Raw genomic sequence first — 18,725 nt, forward strand, 5'->3', positions numbered from 1 at the left:
AACAAAAATCATTGCTGACAGGAAGTTAAATATGTTTACGGTTATCCCTGTTCTTATCGTTGTAGCTCTGATTGTGGTCTTTTCCTCAATCAAAATCGTCCCACAAGGTTTCCAATGGACAGTCGAGCGTTTTGGCCGTTATACCAAAACACTGATGCCAGGCCTGAATATAGTTGTGCCATTTATGGATCGTATTGGTCGTAAAATCAATATGATGGAACAGGTTCTGGATATTCCATCCCAAGAAATCATTTCCCGCGACAACGCCAATGTGGCGATTGATGCTGTTTGCTTTATTCAGGTTATTGACCCGGTGAAAGCCGCATATGAAGTCAGCAATTTGGAACTGGCTATCGTCAACCTGACCATGACCAACTTCCGTACTGTTTTGGGTTCCATGGAGCTGGATGAAATGTTGTCCCAACGCGACAATATCAACAGCCGCCTGCTGCATATCGTCGATGAAGCCACCAACCCGTGGGGCATTAAAATCACCCGTATTGAAATCCGTGATGTACGCCCACCGACTGAACTTATTTCTGCGATGAATGCCCAGATGAAGGCTGAACGTACTAAACGTGCAGATATTCTGGAAGCCGAAGGGGTTCGTCAGGCGGCCATTCTGCGTGCTGAAGGTGAGAAACAATCACAAATTCTGAAAGCCGAAGGTGAACGTCAGTCTGCATTCTTGCAAGCAGAAGCTCGTGAACGTGCGGCAGAAGCGGAAGCTCAGGCAACCAAAATGGTTTCTGAAGCTATTGCTGCCGGTGATATTCAAGCCATTAACTACTTTGTGGCACAGAAATATACCGACGCCCTGCAACACATTGGTTCGGCCAATAATAGCAAAGTCATTATGATGCCACTGGAAGCCAGCAACCTGATGGGTGCTATCGGTGGTATTGCAGAGCTGATTGGTGAGAGTAAAAACAGCCGGGGTAAATAACCATGCTGGAGGAAATTGCAGCAAATCCTAACTGGTTTTGGCTATCGCTCGGCGGCCTATTACTGGCAGCCGAGATGCTAGGGGCCAGTGGTTATATGCTGTGGAGCGGTGTCGCCGCCGTGGTGGTCGGTATTCTGGTCTGGCTTTTTCCCTTTAGCTGGGAGATGCAAGGCGTGCTGTTTGCTGTTTTGACAGTCGTATCAGCCATCTTGTGGTGGTATTGGCTCAGTAAGCGCATCAAGCCACAACCCGCGATGTTGAACCAGCGTAACCATCAATTACTGGGAACGCGGGCTACCCTGACGGAACCGACAGTTGATGGCTACGGCCGCATGAAAGTGGGTGATAGCAGTTGGCGCATTTATAGCGCTAATGAGCTAAATGTCGGCACCGAAGTTGAAGTCATTTTAGTGGAAGGCAATACCTTGCACGTCAGGGCTGTTCATCACTAACACATTGAAAAGGCGTATTTATTTTGATACGCCTTTCACATAACATTAGCCAACTTTTTGTTTCTCACTCCCGTGACAACACCCCGCCAGGTTATTGATAATCGGACAATCTGCACCATCATCCCCTGGGCACTCGTCTGCCAAAGCCAATAAACGTAATCGCATCTGATTGAGATCATTAATATGTTTCTCAATTTCCGCTACCTTTTGCAACGTCGCAGCTTTTACATCCGCACTGTGACGAGCGGGGTCATGAAACAATGCCAGCAGCTCGCGGCATTCATCTAATGTAAAACCGACCTGCCGCGCCTGACGCAACAGTGTTAACTCTTCGATATGTTTGGCGCTGTAGCTTCGATAACCATTATCCGTGCGGATAGGCGGTGTCACCAGTTTCTTTTCTTCGTAAAAACGAATGGCCTTACTGGTTAAACCGGTTTTTTTTGCGACATCGCTAATATTCATTCGTCCCCCTTGACCTTCCCCTTGCTGGAAGGTTTAACCTCTATAATTAGTGAAAGGAAGGATGTCAGTCAAGCGGAATAAAACCTGTACAGATCAAAGTCCGTTATTGCCCTAAATAAGCAATATGACTGGGAATACCGACTAAACTTATCCCGACAAATTTATGGATAGGTTCCTACTCGATAAGGAGTCAACGATGTTGCAAACCACAGTGCTGGCCTTACACGGCCTCTCCTGTATGAATTGTGCCAAACGCGTAAAAACGGCATTAGAAAGCCGTGAAGATGTTCATCATGCAGAAGTGAATGTTCACTATGCCAAGGTGACGGGCGAAGCCGAAACCACAACACTGATTGATACGGTGAAACAAGCGGGTTATCAGGCAGAAGAAGCTCAAACTCCTGATATTGAATTACAGCTCTCAGGTTTGAGTTGTGGGCACTGTACCGAATCTACGCGCAAAGCGCTGGAAGCCGTTCCTGGTGTGATTGCAGCAGATGTCTCCCTCGATAGTGCCAAAGTGTATGGCAAAGTTGAGGCACAAACGTTAATTGATGCTGTGGAGCAAGCAGGCTATCACGCCACACTGCCGGGGGCGCAATCCCCAAAAACTGAGCCGCTGACTCACTCAGCCCCATCTTTGCCGGAATATCAGGCAGCGGCCTCTTCAACCATTCCGGCAGCAACAACTGACATTAAAAATACGCAACCCAGCCAGCCGGTAGCAAAACCTGCTGATAATGACAGTGTTCAGCTATTACTGACCGGGATGAGCTGTGCCAGTTGTGTATCTAAAGTACAAAATGCACTGCAAAGTGTTGATGGTGTTGAGGTCGCACGAGTCAATCTGGCGGAGCGCAGCGCATTAGTCACCGGTCACCCTAGCAATGAGGCACTGATCGCGGCGGTCAAAAATGCCGGCTATGGTGCTGAAATCATTGAAGATGAAGCAGAGCGGCGCGAGCGACAACAGCAAATGTCGCAAGCCAGTATGAAGCGTTTTCAGTGGCAAGCGGCACTGGGGCTGTTATTGGGTATCCCATTGATGGGATGGGGGTTATTTGGCGGTAGTATGACGCTAACCCCTGAGACTCAAACGCCCTGGCTGATAGTTGGGATAATCACCCTGTTGGTGATGATATTTGCCGGTGGGCATTTTTATCGTAATGCCTGGGTCAGCCTAAAAAATGGCAGTGCCACCATGGATACCCTGGTAGCGCTAGGTACCGGTGCGGCGTGGATCTACTCCATCACGGTAAATATCTGGCCGGATGTCTTCCCGATGGAAGCCCGCCATCTTTATTATGAAGCCAGCGCCATGATTATCGGTCTGATTAACCTTGGTCATGCGATGGAACAACGCGCCAGACAGCGCTCTTCCAATGCGCTGGAGCGCTTGTTGGATTTGGCCCCGCCGACTGCGCGGTTGCTGACCGATGAAGGTGAGAAACTCATCCCATTGGCCGATGTGCAACTGGGCATGACCTTGCGTTTGACCACCGGTGATCGCGTGCCAGTGGATGGTGAGATTGTCCAAGGCGAAGTGTGGATGGATGAAGCCATGTTGACTGGCGAACCTATCCCACAACAAAAGTCCGCCGGTGATGTTGTCCATGCCGGGACACAAGTGCAGGATGGCACGGTGCTGTTTCGCGCCAATGCTATCGGCAGCCAAACAACATTAGCGCGCATCATTAAGCTAGTGCGTCAGGCTCAAAGCAGCAAGCCAGAGATTGGTAAGCTGGCCGATAGGATCTCTGCGGTATTTGTGCCAACGGTGGTCGCCATTGCCGTTATTGCTGGGTTGATTTGGTATTTCTTCGGCCCGCAACCGCAATTGGTCTATACCCTGGTGGTCGCCACCACGGTGCTGATCATCGCCTGCCCTTGTGCGCTTGGGCTGGCAACACCGATGTCAATCATTTCGGGCGTGGGTCGGGCGGCTGAATTTGGGGTATTAGTGCGTGATGCCGATGCGTTGCAGCAGGCCAGTAATCTCGACACCTTGGTGTTCGACAAAACCGGCACTCTGACCGAAGGGCATCCGCAAGTGGTCGCCATTCATACCTTTAATGGGGTCAGTGAGCAGCAAGCGCTGGAATGGGCAGCCGCATTGGAAACCGGCTCGAATCACCCGCTGGCACGCGCTATTTTACAGCGCGCCGAGGGGCTGACACTGGCAACAGTCAACCAATTCCGTACATTACGTGGTTTAGGTGTTAGTGGTGAGGTTGATGGCGTGGCGCTGTTGCTGGGGAATAATCGCCTGCTGGAAGAGCAACAGATTGATACCAGTGAGTTGCAATCATTAATACAGCAACAAGCTGAAAGTGGTACAACTCCGGTTATTCTGACGGCACGAGGTAAGCCTGCGGCACTGCTATCAATACGCGATCCTCTGCGCAGTGACAGTATCAGCGCGCTGCAACGCTTGCATCAGCTCGGATACAATCTGGTGATGTTAACCGGTGATAACCCTATTACCGCCAATGCCATAGCCAAAGAAGCAGGTATTGATCAGGTGATCGCCGGTGTCCTGCCGGATGGTAAAGCTGAAGCTATCAAGCAACTGCAAGCTGCCGGGCATAAAGTGGCCATGATTGGTGATGGTATTAATGATGCGCCAGCACTGGCGCAGGCCGACGTCGGGATTGCCATGGGGGGCGGCAGTGATATTGCGATTGAAACTGCGGCTATTACCTTGATGCGCCATAGCCTGCACGGGGTTGTGGATGCGGTCGAGCTTTCCAAGGCAACACTGCGCAATATGAAGCAAAACCTGCTGGGCGCTTTTTTCTACAATGCGCTGGGGATCCCCATTGCGGCGGGTATTCTATTCCCGTTCACTGGCACACTGCTCAGCCCGGTGGTTGCTGGTGCAGCTATGGCACTCTCCTCCATTACCGTAGTCAGTAACGCTAATCGCTTATTGCGTTTTAAACCTAAACAATAAAAACTCGGTGGCGCACAACACTTTCTTGTGCGCCACTAAGCGTTTAGGATACAGAAAACGCTAAAAGAGAAGCACATAGGCATGGGTCAATTATTACGCCGCATCGCAAAATTTTTAGGGGTTGGTGCTCCAACCACCTACTCCTACCCCGCTTTAGATGTCACCTTAACCGGTGAACGCCACCTGCATCTGGTCGGCAGCATCCATATGGGAACCGAAGGTATGTTTCCCCTCCCCCACGAATTGCTGAATAAATTGAATCAGGCTGATGCACTTATTGTGGAAGCTGATATCACTGGTGCAACCTCGCCGTTTGGTCACGAAAATCTGGCCGAACCGTTGATTGACCGATTATCTGAAGAACACTATCAACAGTTATTACAGCGCTGCGAAGAGCTGGATAATGACCCTCACTCCATGGCCTTTCTGCCCGCATGGCAAGTCGCCTTGATGCTTCAGGCCCGCCAGGCCCAACGTTTAGGATTACGTGGTGAATATGGCATTGATTATCAATTGCTGAACGCGGCCGCAGCGCAGGAGAAAACCGTTATTGAGCTGGAAGGCGCACAAATGCAGCTCGATTTACTGGATACATTGCCCGACAACGGCATGTCTTTACTGCTCGATACCTTAACTCACTGGCACACCAACGCTCGTCTGTTGCAAACTATGATTGGCTGGTGGCTGGAGCATCATCCGGTCAATGACCTGTCCACACTGGCTCCTACCTTTAGTCAGGGGTTGTACGACGTACTGATGATACAGCGCAATAAACGCTGGCAGCAGCAGCTTGAACAACTGCCAGCCGGTCACTATGTGGTCGCGGTTGGCGCATTACATTTATATGGCGAAGGGAATCTCCCTGAACTCTTGCAGCCCGGTCATTTGTAAAAAATACAAAAAAATGGCCGATATCGCTATCGGCCAGTCAAAGAGGAATTTTCATTATTTTAGTTATTTAGCCCCCATATTCCTTGCGGAAAATATGAGCAGCCCGTATAGGGTAGCAACCTGACGATTAGATTAGCAACTGACATTCATCATATATTGTATCGCATCGGATCATTGTGCTGATTTTATTAGGTTAATTTTTAGTCCTGCGCCAAAGATTGGGTGTAGGATATTCCAACTGAATAAATTTTCATTTTAAATTGGACGTTTATTATGACACCTGCAGTCGTTTTGCTGGAAAAACAAAAAGTTCCTTTCATATTGCACCCTTATCACCATGACGCCACAGAAACTAATTTCGGTGATGAAGCGGTTAAAAAACTGGGCCTCAATGCCGATCAAGTTTATAAAACATTGCTGGTTGCGTTAAATGGCGATGCCAAAAATCTGGCGGTAGCCGTCACACCCGTCGCTACCCAACTTGATCTTAAGAAAGTGGCGCGTGCATTAGGGGCAAAAAAAGCCGAAATGGCAGATCCACAATTGGCGCAACGCAGCACCGGCTATTTAGTCGGCGGCATCAGCCCATTGGGGCAGAAAAAACGCTTACCTACTGTGATTGATAGCCCTGCTCAAGACTATGCCACCATATTTGTTTCCGGCGGTAAGCGGGGGTTAGATATTGAATTGGCAGCAACAGACCTATGCCGTTTATTGCAGGGCACCTTTGCTGATATCGCCAAGCGGGATTAAGTCATCACAAAGATGAAAGGGCTAAATATAGCCCTTTCAAAGATAATTAACTTATTGTCTAAAAAGTTCTTTTACGCTAAATAAACCTTTATCACCGTGATTAGTTTTAATTGAGGAATATAACACTATTGGTTTTTTTAAACTTCCACCTTGCAAATCTGGTTTATGCATGGTGCCAAGATCACAGAAAGGTATCTCCCAGAGCGGCAACTGAGAGCATCGTAAGAAACAAGTAGGTTGGTGGAAACAAGCCATTGCACTCGCGACAGGTAGTGCGGCGAGCATTGCAATAATTATTTTATGAAAGCGCATAGTGAGCCTCCTGAACCTAATATCCAATAAATAACAAGTAATTTACTTACCATCTTTGGCTTAGCCCCAGTGATATTCTCTCACTTAGGCAAAGTATATTTTATGAACAGAAATATAAACAACACATCAACAAAAAAACATTTTCCTCTTAACGCATCTTGGCTTTGATATATTCCAAATGAAAATAAGAATTATATAATAGGAGCCACTAACTATAGTGCCTCCTTATCTAATTAATTATTTATAAACAATCTCACCTTTCGGCTGATATTGGCTGGCATCCAGTGGTGAGTGCTTTTCAATATACTGTTTAAGCACCTCTGCGTCGATAAAACCGGTATTTACATAGCTCGGCAAAGTATCAATCTTCGGATAACCATCACCACCTAGCGCATTGAAATTCAAGGTTGCCAGACGATAGATTTTATTCGGATCTAACGGTTTACCTTGTATTTTCACATCACTGACACCCTTTCCATCAGCGACTAAACTGACATTGGCAAATTGTGCATAAGCACCTGAATCGACTTTCTTATTAGCAACAACTGCCAGATATTTCTCAACTTCACTGCCTTTCATATCGGCATAAACCAGGGTATTACCAAATGGCTGGACCTTAAGAACATCTTTATAGGTAATATCCCCAGCATCGATAGAGTCACGAACCCCGCCGCCACTCATCACCGCAAAATCAGCACCCGCACGTTCCATTTGTGCGGCCAAAAGCAGGCGTGCCAAATTGGTTTGTTCAAAACGCACTTTGCTGCGATCCCCCTCCAACTTGCCATTCACACTCCCCACTTTGACATCCAACTGCGCTTTGCCCTGTTGTTCAAATGGTGTCAGCAGTTTCAGCATTGACGGATCTTGAGCAATCTCTTGCGTATAAAAGATGCGCTCACTGGTCCCATCAGCCTTCTCAACTTTTTTCTTCAAATTGATTGGGATTAACTGATAGCTCACTAACTTCAACTCGCCATTACGGAATTTAAAGTCTGCCCGCCCCACATATTTGCCCCATTCATGCGCTTGTACGATCCAAGTGCCATTCTGCCGATCAGGAGCACAAGGCGTGCCGGGCACATAATCAGCTTGCTTATGGTTCTCACTGGCCATACAGACCGGATCTTGTGAGTGCCCACCCACAATCATATCCAGATAACCCGCCGGTAAGCTGCGCGCCATCTCGACATCGCCCGGCGCATTCGATCCGTGCTTGCCATCATCGTAATGGCCCATATGAGTCGCGGCGATAATAATGTCAGGCTTTTCGGTTTCTCTCAGTTGCTCGACAACTTGCTTTGCTTCAACTGCGGGTACGCGAAATTCAATATCCGTGAAATACTCGGGATTACCGATCTTAGCGGTATCGTCGGTGGTTAAACCAATCACTGCAATTTTCACACCTTGCTTATCAAACAGAGCATAAGGTTTGAATAATCGCTGTTGGGTACTTTTCTGATAAATGTTGGCGGATAATAGCGGGAAAGTGGCCCACTTCTCTTGCTGACGCAGCACACTGAGAGGATTATCAAACTCGTGGTTGCCGATAGCCATAGCATCATAACCGACCAAATTCATGCCGCGGAAATCAGGCTCAGCATCCTGTAAATCAGATTCCGGAACACCGGTATTGATATCTCCGCCGGAGAGCAGCAACAGGCTTCCCCCTTCTGCGGCAACTTGTTTGCGAATGTCATCAACTAACGTTTTCTGTGCCGCCAGACCATATTCGCCGTGATCATTTTGCCAGAAGTGACCGTGGTGGTCATTGGTGTGCAATATGGTGATATCGTAAGTTTTATCTTTTTCCCAAGCCGCAGCCCATCCCGGTGCAAACGCCAGCGACACAGCCAAAGCACATGCTGTGGTCGATAATGAAAAACGCATCGCAAATCTCCATGTGGTCGTTAAAACCAGCACGTTCAGTGCCAGTTTAATGAGTGAAAATGGGGTGACACATACCAATATCATGATAAATCAAGATCATACTGTGACTGAGTTCGTATTATAGTCTGATGATCTTTGGGTGAATTTCAGAATATTTGAATATATATCAAATTGTATCTGCTGTAGTAAAAATCATTCAATCTGCATAATATGTATCCATTACAAACATATTATTAGCAGTGAAAATTATTAGGCGAATACTCACTATGACCGATCGTTCTGAGACTGGATTCCCCCCCTCCGTCAATACCACTGTCAAACGCACGTCTTTCTCTATATTGGGTGCTATCAGCGTATCTCACTTACTTAACGATATGATCCAGTCGCTGATTCTGGCGATTTATCCGCTATTACAAGCCGAGTTTTCCCTGAGTTTTGCGCAGATTGGATTAATCACCCTCACCTATCAGCTTACCGCCTCATTATTACAGCCGCTGATTGGCCTCTATACCGATAAGCATCCACAACCCTATTCACTGCCGATTGGCATGGGTTTTACCTTATCGGGCATTCTGCTGCTCGCCATCGCCACCACTTTCCCGGTGGTTTTACTGGCAGCAGCCTTAGTCGGAACCGGTTCTTCGGTCTTCCACCCAGAATCCTCGCGCGTAGCTCGCATGGCATCCGGTGGCCGTCACGGTATGGCTCAGTCTATTTTTCAGGTGGGAGGCAATTTCGGCAGCGCTCTGGGGCCATTATTAGCCGCAATCCTTATTGCGCCTTATGGTAAAGGTAATGTGGGTTGGTTCTCACTTGCGGCACTGCTCGCCATTGTGGTGCTGTTGCAGGTCAGTAAATGGTACCAACAACAGCAAAGAGCAACACACGGCAAAGTAGTAAAAGTTTCATCGGCCAAAATGCTGCCTAAAAAGACGGTTATTAGTGCGTTAGCTATCTTGATGGTGCTGATATTCTCTAAATACTTCTATTTGACTAGTATCAGCAGCTATTACACCTTTTATCTGATGCATAAGTTCGGTGTTTCGGTACAAAATGCCCAAATACATTTATTTGTATTCTTGTTTGCCGTCGCCGCTGGTACCATCATTGGCGGGCCTCTTGGCGATAGGATAGGTCGAAAGTATGTTATTTGGGGGTCAATATTAGGCGTTGCGCCATTTACCCTTATTTTACCCTACGTTTCTCTGTATTGGACGGGGGTTTTAACCGTGATCATTGGACTTATCCTCGCCTCCGCCTTCTCGGCAATACTGGTGTATGCGCAAGAGCTTATTCCAGGAAAAGTGGGCATGGTATCCGGTCTATTCTTCGGTTTTGCTTTCGGTATGGGGGGGTTAGGTGCGGCTGTACTAGGGTATGTTGCAGATTTAACCAGTATTGAGCTGGTTTATCAAATATGTGCATTCTTACCATTACTGGGGGTAATTACGGTTTTCTTGCCCAATATAGAAGATAAGTAATAGTAATAGCCCTATAATCCCGACTGAGTTCTGTGTTTCAGTTGGGAGATTTCCCTGCGTAATAGAGATAGAAACAGCAAATCCCTCACAAACAACCACTTCAAACAATTTCCATGCCAAAGCTGATCTTTATCGATAAAAAATTAAATTTTATCGCGCATTGATCGCATAAATGAAATAAACTGATGTTATTGCTGTGAAATGCTTGCCGCCCTACCGAACTAGAAGGAGTCTGGATGCACCACTCAACACCCTTAATTACCACGATTGTCGGAGGCCTTGTTCTCGCCTTCCTCTTGGGCACCTTGGCTCACCGCCTGCGCATCTCACCACTGGTGGGGTACCTTGCCGCAGGGGTGCTGGCCGGGCCATTCACGCCAGGTTTCGTTGCTGATACCTCATTAGCACCAGAACTGGCTGAAATTGGTGTTATCTTGTTGATGTTTGGTGTCGGACTTCACTTCTCACTTAAAGACCTCCTCGCAGTAAAAGCCATCGCCATACCCGGTGCCGTAGCACAAATTGCCGTTGCCACTTTACTCGGGATGGGGTTGTCTCATTTATTAGGCTGGGATTGGATGACGGGTTTTGTCTTCGGTCTTTGTCTGTCAACTGCCAGTACCGTGGTATTACTGCGAGCACTGGAAGAACGGCAACTCATTGATAGCCAGCGGGGGCAAATTGCCATCGGCTGGCTGATTGTCGAAGATCTGGCGATGGTACTCACATTAGTGCTATTACCCGCCTTTGCTGGCGTGATGGGTAACGAAACCACCAGTCTCAGCCAGTTATTCACCGAATTGGCAATAACCATCGGTAAAGTGATTGCCTTCATTACGCTGATGATTGTTGTCGGTCGTCGTTTGGTCCCCTGGATACTGGCTAAAACCGCCAGTACCGGTTCCCGTGAGCTATTTACCTTGGCAGTGCTGGTATTAGCGCTTGGTATTGCTTACGGCGCTGTAGGGCTGTTCGATGTATCCTTTGCTCTCGGTGCATTCTTCGCAGGAATGGTATTGAATGAATCAGAGCTCAGCCACCGTGCGGCGCAAGATACCTTACCGCTACGTGATGCATTCGCCGTACTGTTCTTCGTTTCAGTTGGGATGTTGTTCGACCCAATGATTTTGCTACGTGAACCATTAGCTGTACTGGCTTCACTAGCTATCATTATCTTCGGCAAATCTGCCGCAGCGTTTATATTAGTGCGGATGTTTGGTCACTCAAAACGCACAGCACTCACCATTTCTGTCAGTCTGGCACAAATCGGTGAGTTTGCCTTCATTCTCGCTGGGCTTGGGATTTCTCTCGGTTTAATGTCTGAGCATGGCCGTAATCTGGTACTGGCGGGCGCGATTTTGTCCATTATGCTCAACCCGTTACTGTTTACACTATTGGATCGTTATTTGGCTAAAAACGAGACGATGGAAGATCTGATTCTGGAAGAGGCCGTCGAAGAGGAAAAGCAGATCCCGGTAGATTTGTGCAATCATGCACTATTAGTCGGTTATGGTCGAGTGGGTAGCTTATTAGGTGCAAAACTGCACGCGGAAGGTATTCCATTAGTGGTCATTGAGAATTCTCGACCGAGAGTTGAAGCGCTACGTGAACAGGGTATTAATGCGGTATTAGGTAATGCTGCAAGCGCAGATATTATGTCACTGGCTCGTCTGGATTGTGCCCGCTGGTTATTACTGACGATTCCAAATGGCTATGAAGCAGGGGAAATTGTCGCCTCCGCCAGAATTAAACGGCCAGACCTTGAGATAATTGCTCGCGCGCATTATGACGACGAAGTAGTTTATATCTCGGATCGTGGCGCGAACCAGGTTGTGATGGGCGAACGTGAAATTGCCAACAGTATGCTAAATATGTTGAAGATAGAAACGCTGACCGAAGAAGAGAAACGTCCGCTTTGCCCAATTTAAAAACATCTCAGTGTTAGCTAGTTATAAACCAATAGGGCCAGCATATGCTGGCCCTGTTCACTATTTGACGACAATTATCTTTCCCAGTACGACTCTTCCAAACTGTCTTCCCGCTCAGGCAAACCACGTGTCAAACGCGGTGAATGCTGATTCAGCACTTGATAGCTGACCCGATTAGCATATTTACACACTTGCGCTAATGAAGAGTAACTCAGATAGCTACGCACATGTTTGCTGGAGTTAGGAACATTATTACGATGATAACCATTGGCAGCAATGTCATGCAGCACCGCAGATAAAGCAGCATCCCCTGCCCCATTAGTATTCATTATTTTCTCAGGGCCGCCCATATAGGGGGCAATATGCGAATAAATACGTAGAGGATTATCGCAATGCTCTTTGCGCATCGCTCGGCTAAATTCATACAAGTTAAACTCAGCAATCGCACCGGGTAATAATGGGTGCTGAGTTTGGCGCTTATTAGCCTCTTCCGTATAGCCCGCCATATAAAGGCCATTAGGGCCAGCGGTACAAAGCACTAAATCAACCCAGTTCAACGCCATATCTGAGGCCATCAGTGGATCATTAAGCCCCGTCAGTTCATAAGCTTCATCTTCATTCATCGCTACTATAGAGACGTGCTCTTTAAGAAAATCACGCCACCACTGCGGATTATCTGCAATAACGTATTTTGTCCCTAATGTCATCACGACAGGAACATTATATTTCTTCGCATAACTGATAGCCTGCATCGTCGCTTCAGGCATTGGTTCGCCCGGCTTACAACGCACCAGATAAGCAGTAAGCACCAATGCGGAAGCACCTGCGATAATATCTTCAGGAATACTTTCAGGACGTAGCTGATTCATTTGACCGGGACTGATCGCGAATGTCCGCTCGCCATTATCCGTAATGAGAGTGAAACAACGGCCAATCGCACCATCAACGGCCTGTAAATAGTTCAAATCAGTACGGCTAGAGGTATTACACAGATAGCGATAGGCGTAGCTGCCAATTTTAATATTGCTACACATCGTCCCTAAGAGAATCGATCGGTCATCGGCTAAGACGGAATAGTTGTGCAACGTATTACCAATAGTACCGCCCGCAAACTCATGCGTTATCAAGCCATTTGCCGTTAATTCCTGATAAAGACGTTCAGCAACATCGTCCTCGATAACCAAAGAGTGCCCCTGACTAAGGCCATAACGCGTAATAAAGTTCTCGTCGACCTTCGCTTCAATATCAACCAGCGTTTGGTCAATGCCAACGATATAAGAGGTGCTTACTTCACTTTCCGTCTGCGCTGGTTGTAATAAAGGGTCACGAGCATTAACAGGAAAATAGTGCTTAGATTTGCGTTTACCAGGAAATTTCATTGTTGTTTGTTACAAAATTAGGGATGAAAAGATAAGGAATTTTAGCACAGCTAACTAAGTATTCAGCGAACATAACCATTTGGATTAGATTGCTGCCAATTCCATGCATCTTTTAGCATGTCAGTTAAGTTTCTTTTGGCCCTCCACGCTAATTCCTTAAAAGCAAGCTCGGGGCTGGCCCAACACTCAGCAATATCTCCAGGGCGACGAGCCACAATTTCATAAGGAATTTTTTTGCCTGATATCCGCTCAAACTCTGCAATCATCTCTAACACTGAATGCCCAACACCCGAGCCAAGATTATAAGCCTTAAACCCCTGTGTCAGGTTATTAAGCGCACAAAGATGCCCTTCAGCAAGATCCATAACATGGATATAATCCCGAACACCTGAACCATCAACTGTAGGGTAATCATTACCGTACACAGCTAATTTGGGGAGTTTGCCAATTGCTACCTGAGTAATGAAAGGTAGTAAGTTGTTAGGTATCCCATTTGGATCCTCACCAATTAACCCCGACGTATGTGCGCCAACAGGATTAAAATATCTCAGCGCTCTTATAGAAAAATCAGAATAAGCGAAAGCGAAATCCTTCAATATCTGTTCAACCATGACCTTTGATGAGCCATAAGGATTTGTCGTTCCGCCAATACGAGCATCTTCAGTCAAGGGGATAAATTCAGGATCACCATATACTGTAGCTGAAGAGCTAAAAATTAATTTTTTTACACCAGAGATAACCATTTCTTCAAGCAAAATAATCGAGCCGGTTACATTGTTTTGGTAATATTCAATGGGCTTGGCTACAGACTCTCCCACTGATTTCAAACCTGCAAAATGAATAACAGAATCAACTTTATGTTCAAAAAATATCTTCTTAAGGCAATTTCTATCTAATATATCACCTTGATAAAAAATGGGGCTGCGGCCTGTAATTTTGGATACACGTAACAATGACTCAGCAGAGGCATTGGATAAATTATCTAATACAACTACATTTTCGCCATTTTCTAACAATGTTAGTACCGTGTGCGATCCTATATAACCTGCACCACCAGTTACTAGAATAGTCATAACTCACCTATTAAATTTAAGAAACCAAGCATATCGATCAGCCAAGAATAATTTTTCTGCATTTATCTTTTACGTTATTTATATCAAATTTATTCTTTTGCTTTTGAGCTGCTTTATAGAATGAATCATAGTTTGAAAATATAGTATTAAGAGCGGAATCTAATTCTTCTGTCGTATTACCTATTAAAATACCATTGCTATCCACGACTTCACTGCAACCGCCGACATCACTCAAAATAACCGGTAGACTGGCACTGGTAGCCTCAATTGCGGCCATAGGTAAACCTTCACTTTCTGATGTTAATACAAATACATCATACTCATTAAATTTATCGAATCCTTTAATTTCACCGTAAAAATGAATATTGTCATAACCCGCATATTCTTGCTTAAGATCTTGATAATACTCCCCATCGCCAACGATATCGAGGTCAAATTTAGGATTGGCTGCGGCGACTTTTAAGATTAAATCAGGACGTTTAGGATAGGCTAATCGGCATACATAAATGATTTTATTTTGGCATGGTCGGTCAGGCCGCTCAGCTAGTGGCGTTATAGCATTAAGCTGAGTCATTATTTTCTCAGGTTTAATTCCAATAATTTTAATAGCTTTATCTGCATCACTCTGAGAAACACACCATACCACATCTGTAATGTATGATAGTAGTTTTTCAATATAACAAAATATGAATTTGAGTACATTACCATTGTAAATACATGACCATCCGTGAGAAACATACACACCACGGAAACGTAGGAATAAACGGGCCAGCCTACTATAAAGACCCGCATTGGCAGAACTGGAAACAACAATGTCAATCTTATTTTCTTTAAGAGTTTTATACAAAACGTAGATGGCCTTAATACTAGCCATTTTTCTTATCTCTGGAATAATAACGATCTTGTCACACACAATCGTTTCGGTTAACCAACCCGGTTCAGAGGTTATTAAAATAATCTTACAATCATCTTTGAGTAGCTTTACTTGCTCCAAAACCCAACCTTGAGCACCACCAATGATTGATTTAGTAATTACAAATGCAATATTTTTCATATCAATTCCATAAACAATAAATGCAAGTATGCTTAGATATTATATTAAGCGTCAGTGAACAATAACGTTTTTTGCATTTTCGTCATGAGTCTTTTGCCAAACAACATCACAGATTCCATCTGTTGGTTGAAATCCTGTAGGTGCTTCTAATAATAAAGAACGGATACGTTCGTAATTAAAGTCATTACAGGCAGTTTCAATTCTGTTTAGCAGAATATTTAAGTCGTTCCATTCAAGCATAACTTCAGTTGCAGTCATAATTCTGGGATGATAGGTATGTTGTACAGAATCACCAATAAGTAATTCTTCATATAATTTTTCGCCAGGGCGTAATCCAGAGATCTCTATAGCGATATCACCATCTGGATTCTCTTCACTCTTAATAGAAAGACCAGAAAGATTAATCATCCGTTTGGCCAAATCAATAATTTTAACAGGATCGCCCATATCTAATACAAAAACGTCCCCACCATGTCCCATAGCACCAGCTTGAATAACAAGCTGAGCGGCTTCAGGAATCGTCATAAAATAGCGAATAATATCTTTGTGTGTGAGCGTTATTGGTCCCCCCTCAGCAATTTGTTTCTTAAAGAGAGGAACGACAGAACCGGAAGATCCGAGAACATTACCAAAGCGAACCATACAAAATTTTGTTTTATCTTGTTCTGTCGACAATGCCTGCAGCACAAGTTCTGCCATTCTTTTGGTAGCACCCATGGTGTTGGTTGGTCGCACAGCCTTATCTGTAGAAATTAAAACAAATTTTTCGACCCCAGATTTTATTGCCGCTTTAGCACAATACAGCGTACCGAATATATTGTTTCTTACTCCCTCTATAACGTTACTCTCAACAAGAGGTACATGCTTATAGGCTGCGGCATGATAAACAGTATTTACATGGAAGCTAGACATTATCTGAACCAAGCGTTCTTCACTTTGTACAGACCCAAGCAATGCGACAAATTCCGTCTCAATTTTATTATGTTTACATATCGATGCTATTTCATTTTCTATGGAATAAAGAGAAAACTCAGAGATATCAAAAAGGATTAATAAACTTGGCTTCTCTACAATAATCTGGCGACATAGTTCAGAGCCTATTGATCCCCCAGCCCCTGTCACCATTACTACTTTTCCCGTAATATTTTTAGCCAATAATTTCTCATCTGGCACAACAGGATCTCGTCCCAGCAGTTCTTCGATAGAAACTTTCTTTAGACTGCTTATTTGTGCTCGACCCTCAACCAAATCAGACATCCCAGGAATTGATAAAACTTCACAAGCGAGATTTTCAAGTTTATTTACAACGGCTCTACGCTGGCTCAAGCTAACACTTGGCATAGCCAATAATATTTTTTTAATACCATAGCGTCCAATTAAATACTCAAGTTTTTCTGAAGGATAAACAGTAACACCATGAATAACAGCTTTATGCAATTTGGGATTATCATCGACAAAAGCAATAGGAAAGTATTCACTGGCTTGCATTAGAGCAGGAACTAATTGTCTTCCTGAAGCCCCCGCGCCATATATAACTACCGGTATCTGTCCTCTAACACCATAATTTAATAGCATTCTAAACAATAATCGAGAACCACAGATAAGCACTAATGAGAAAATAAAGAACATAACAGATACTGTTCTTGGCAAATATACCCCTAAGAAATAGGATCCAAGTACAAGTAAACCAGAGGAAAGAACAACACCAACAATCACAACACTAACAATCTTAGCACTGACGTAACGTAATACTGTCCGATATAAACCCAGTCGTATATACACAAGAAGCGTCGGTGGTATAATTACTGCCAGAGCAACCCACTGTTCAATGCTGGTAAAGGGACTATCTACGTCCAATCGTACCCAGAAAGCACCCCAATATGCTAAAGTAATAAGAATCGTATCTAACAATATCATAATGATTCGTTTAGCAGGTCTTGGTAAAGATAATAAAAATACGAGGAACATATGATACCAACCCTAATAAGGAACACACGCTTTTAAGCAGTGTTCATTCTGCTCAATTATTCAATCATAAATTAAAACCGATCAATTATTATTAACACCAGCATTAATTTTATAATCAATATATAAAAGAGGAATGTAAGAAATAATTAGTGCTGCTATTGGATTAACAACATCAAGCCCTACGAGTAATGCGATAGGAAATAGCCAAATGATATTTATAGCAATAGCGGATAAAGTCACAGGTAGATGACGTTTAAATCTTCTAGACGCAATTTGATAACCATGACTTCTGTGAGCTTCATAAACCTTAAAACCACCAAGGACTCGACGTACCAAGGTCCATGTTGCATCAACAATAAATAGGCCTAAAAGAATTAGCCAACAAAAGAAAAATTTTGTCTCTATCCAACCCGAACTTATCACTAAAGAACCAATAATTAACCCCAGAAAACCACTTCCAGCATCACCCATAAATATTTTAGCCGGTGGGAAATTCCAAATTAAAAAGCCCAGAACTGTACTCGCAAGCAACCAAAGAACCAGATAACTATTCAGTTCAATGCGATCTCCACTTATATAATAAATGGCAATCATCCCTATACAAGCAGTTACCGCCTCAACACTTGCCAAACCATCAATACCATCCATAAAGTTATAGAGATTTAGCATCCATACTAAAAATAACAAACCAAATAGACCGCCAAAAACACCCAAGTCAATAATAAAACCTGAAATATTCAATGCAGGAAAACCGCCCAGGCAAAATAGTAAGAATACCGCAGCAGAAAAATGAGCTACGAGACGCCAACGAGCAGCAATATGCCCATGGTCATCCCAAAAACCTACCAATGCTATTACCCCGCCAGATACAGTTAATCCTACAGTAGATAAGAGGGGGAGATAGCCCAGAAAATAGAAAAGGATTATACCAATAAGGAAACTTGTAACGATTGCAACTCCGCCTCCCCTTGGCGTTGGGATTACATGTGAACTGCGAGAGTTAGGGGTATCAATAATATTATTCTTTAATGCATAGAGTCTTAATAAGTATGTCAACCCTGCTGATGTAAAAAAGAGTATTGTTAGTAGTAATATATAAATTGACATATTAGCCCTAAATTCATTTCCTAATGGTAGGAGTTATAAAAATACCTTGTCGTTTTAACAAATCTAACTCGAC

At 44.6% G+C, this 18,725-nt stretch carries 15 protein-coding genes; 7 read left to right on the forward strand and 8 right to left on the reverse strand.

What is annotated here, in order from left to right:
- Positions 1 to 31 precede the first annotated feature (31 nt).
- Together HU019_RS15695 and HU019_RS15700 are read left to right on the forward strand one after the other, a co-directional pair.
- The gene (locus tag HU019_RS15695; RefSeq protein WP_005158246.1) at positions 32 to 946 is read left to right on the forward strand and encodes an SPFH domain-containing protein; all 915 of its coding nucleotides are present in this window, start codon (positions 32 to 34) and stop codon (positions 944 to 946) included.
- A 2-nt stretch (positions 947 to 948) separates the two neighbouring features.
- The gene (locus tag HU019_RS15700; RefSeq protein WP_005158242.1) at positions 949 to 1,398 is read left to right on the forward strand and encodes an NfeD family protein; all 450 of its coding nucleotides are present in this window, start codon (positions 949 to 951) and stop codon (positions 1,396 to 1,398) included.
- A gap of 45 nt (positions 1,399 to 1,443) precedes the next feature.
- Here HU019_RS15700 and cueR read toward each other — a convergent pair whose 3' ends face one another.
- Positions 1,444 to 1,863 carry a Cu(I)-responsive transcriptional regulator gene (cueR, locus tag HU019_RS15705; protein WP_005158240.1) on the reverse strand — a complete coding sequence of 140 codons (420 nt, stop codon included), beginning with the start codon at positions 1,861 to 1,863 and terminating at the stop codon, positions 1,444 to 1,446.
- Positions 1,864 to 2,059: 196 nt separating this feature from the next.
- Between cueR and copA the strand changes: the two genes are divergently transcribed.
- From copA to ybaK, 3 genes are all read left to right on the forward strand, one after another.
- A complete protein-coding gene (copA, locus tag HU019_RS15710) occupies positions 2,060 to 4,816 on the forward strand; it encodes a copper-exporting P-type ATPase CopA (protein WP_174849860.1) in 2,757 nt (918 codons plus the stop codon).
- Positions 4,817 to 4,897: 81 nt separating this feature from the next.
- Positions 4,898 to 5,707 carry a TraB/GumN family protein gene (locus HU019_RS15715; protein WP_174849859.1) on the forward strand — a complete coding sequence of 270 codons (810 nt, stop codon included), beginning with the start codon at positions 4,898 to 4,900 and terminating at the stop codon, positions 5,705 to 5,707.
- 273 nt (positions 5,708 to 5,980) lie between these two features.
- Positions 5,981 to 6,460, forward strand: coding sequence for a Cys-tRNA(Pro)/Cys-tRNA(Cys) deacylase YbaK (gene ybaK / locus HU019_RS15720; protein WP_174849858.1), 480 nt, complete (start codon positions 5,981 to 5,983; stop codon positions 6,458 to 6,460).
- Positions 6,461 to 6,511: 51 nt separating this feature from the next.
- Here the strand turns inward: ybaK and HU019_RS20185 are convergent, their stop codons facing one another.
- Both HU019_RS20185 and ushA read right to left on the reverse strand, forming a co-directional pair.
- A complete protein-coding gene (locus HU019_RS20185; RefSeq protein ID WP_174849857.1) occupies positions 6,512 to 6,772 on the reverse strand; it encodes a hypothetical protein in 261 nt (86 codons plus the stop codon).
- Between the two features lie 237 nt (positions 6,773 to 7,009).
- Entirely contained in the window at positions 7,010 to 8,662 is a 1,653-nt protein-coding gene (gene ushA / locus HU019_RS15725; RefSeq protein ID WP_174849856.1) for a bifunctional UDP-sugar hydrolase/5'-nucleotidase UshA, read from the reverse strand.
- 266 nt (positions 8,663 to 8,928) lie between these two features.
- On the opposite strand from ushA, the gene rosA reads away from it, so the two are divergent.
- Both rosA and ybaL read left to right on the forward strand, forming a co-directional pair.
- Complete coding sequence (gene rosA, locus HU019_RS15730) at positions 8,929 to 10,143, forward strand: MFS transporter RosA (RefSeq protein WP_174849855.1); 1,215 nt, start codon at positions 8,929 to 8,931, stop codon at positions 10,141 to 10,143.
- A gap of 236 nt (positions 10,144 to 10,379) precedes the next feature.
- A complete protein-coding gene (gene ybaL / locus HU019_RS15735) occupies positions 10,380 to 12,071 on the forward strand; it encodes a YbaL family putative K(+) efflux transporter (RefSeq protein WP_174849854.1) in 1,692 nt (563 codons plus the stop codon).
- A 74-nt stretch (positions 12,072 to 12,145) separates the two neighbouring features.
- Here the strand turns inward: ybaL and HU019_RS15740 are convergent, their stop codons facing one another.
- From HU019_RS15740 to HU019_RS15760, 5 genes are all read right to left on the reverse strand, one after another.
- On the reverse strand, positions 12,146 to 13,450 hold the full coding sequence (locus HU019_RS15740) for an inosine/guanosine kinase (protein ID WP_174849853.1): 1,305 nt from the start codon (positions 13,448 to 13,450) through the stop codon (positions 12,146 to 12,148).
- Positions 13,451 to 13,512: 62 nt separating this feature from the next.
- Positions 13,513 to 14,523 carry a UDP-glucose 4-epimerase GalE gene (gene galE, locus HU019_RS15745; protein WP_174849852.1) on the reverse strand — a complete coding sequence of 337 codons (1,011 nt, stop codon included), beginning with the start codon at positions 14,521 to 14,523 and terminating at the stop codon, positions 13,513 to 13,515.
- A 37-nt stretch (positions 14,524 to 14,560) separates the two neighbouring features.
- A complete protein-coding gene (locus HU019_RS15750) occupies positions 14,561 to 15,577 on the reverse strand; it encodes a glycosyltransferase (RefSeq protein WP_174849851.1) in 1,017 nt (338 codons plus the stop codon).
- 51 nt (positions 15,578 to 15,628) lie between these two features.
- Positions 15,629 to 17,545: a polysaccharide biosynthesis protein gene (locus HU019_RS15755; RefSeq protein WP_174849850.1), complete on the reverse strand. Its 1,917-nt coding sequence runs from the start codon at positions 17,543 to 17,545 to the stop codon at positions 15,629 to 15,631.
- A gap of 81 nt (positions 17,546 to 17,626) precedes the next feature.
- Positions 17,627 to 18,652, reverse strand: coding sequence for an MraY family glycosyltransferase (locus HU019_RS15760; protein WP_174849871.1), 1,026 nt, complete (start codon positions 18,650 to 18,652; stop codon positions 17,627 to 17,629).
- Positions 18,653 to 18,725: the final 73 nt, after the last annotated feature.

Origin of the sequence: Yersinia artesiana, assembly GCF_902726545.1 — a bacterium.
Classification (GTDB): domain Bacteria; phylum Pseudomonadota; class Gammaproteobacteria; order Enterobacterales; family Enterobacteriaceae; genus Yersinia; species Yersinia artesiana.

What these genes read in the sequence shown, in the direction of transcription:
- HU019_RS15695 (WP_005158246.1), top strand. Translation starts at nt 32, where the DNA reads ATGTTTACGGTTATCCCTGTTCTTATCGTTGTAGCTCTGATTGTGGTC.
- HU019_RS15700 (WP_005158242.1), top strand. Translation starts at nt 949, where the DNA reads ATGCTGGAGGAAATTGCAGCAAATCCTAACTGGTTTTGGCTATCGCTC.
- cueR (WP_005158240.1), bottom strand. Translation starts at nt 1,863, where the DNA reads ATGAATATTAGCGATGTCGCAAAAAAAACCGGTTTAACCAGTAAGGCC.
- copA (WP_174849860.1), top strand. Translation starts at nt 2,060, where the DNA reads ATGTTGCAAACCACAGTGCTGGCCTTACACGGCCTCTCCTGTATGAAT.
- HU019_RS15715 (WP_174849859.1), top strand. Translation starts at nt 4,898, where the DNA reads ATGGGTCAATTATTACGCCGCATCGCAAAATTTTTAGGGGTTGGTGCT.
- ybaK (WP_174849858.1), top strand. Translation starts at nt 5,981, where the DNA reads ATGACACCTGCAGTCGTTTTGCTGGAAAAACAAAAAGTTCCTTTCATA.
- HU019_RS20185 (WP_174849857.1), bottom strand. Translation starts at nt 6,772, where the DNA reads ATGCGCTTTCATAAAATAATTATTGCAATGCTCGCCGCACTACCTGTC.
- ushA (WP_174849856.1), bottom strand. Translation starts at nt 8,662, where the DNA reads ATGCGTTTTTCATTATCGACCACAGCATGTGCTTTGGCTGTGTCGCTG.
- rosA (WP_174849855.1), top strand. Translation starts at nt 8,929, where the DNA reads ATGACCGATCGTTCTGAGACTGGATTCCCCCCCTCCGTCAATACCACT.
- ybaL (WP_174849854.1), top strand. Translation starts at nt 10,380, where the DNA reads ATGCACCACTCAACACCCTTAATTACCACGATTGTCGGAGGCCTTGTT.
- HU019_RS15740 (WP_174849853.1), bottom strand. Translation starts at nt 13,450, where the DNA reads ATGAAATTTCCTGGTAAACGCAAATCTAAGCACTATTTTCCTGTTAAT.
- galE (WP_174849852.1), bottom strand. Translation starts at nt 14,523, where the DNA reads ATGACTATTCTAGTAACTGGTGGTGCAGGTTATATAGGATCGCACACG.
- HU019_RS15750 (WP_174849851.1), bottom strand. Translation starts at nt 15,577, where the DNA reads ATGAAAAATATTGCATTTGTAATTACTAAATCAATCATTGGTGGTGCT.
- HU019_RS15755 (WP_174849850.1), bottom strand. Translation starts at nt 17,545, where the DNA reads ATGTTCCTCGTATTTTTATTATCTTTACCAAGACCTGCTAAACGAATC.
- HU019_RS15760 (WP_174849871.1), bottom strand. Translation starts at nt 18,652, where the DNA reads ATGTCAATTTATATATTACTACTAACAATACTCTTTTTTACATCAGCA.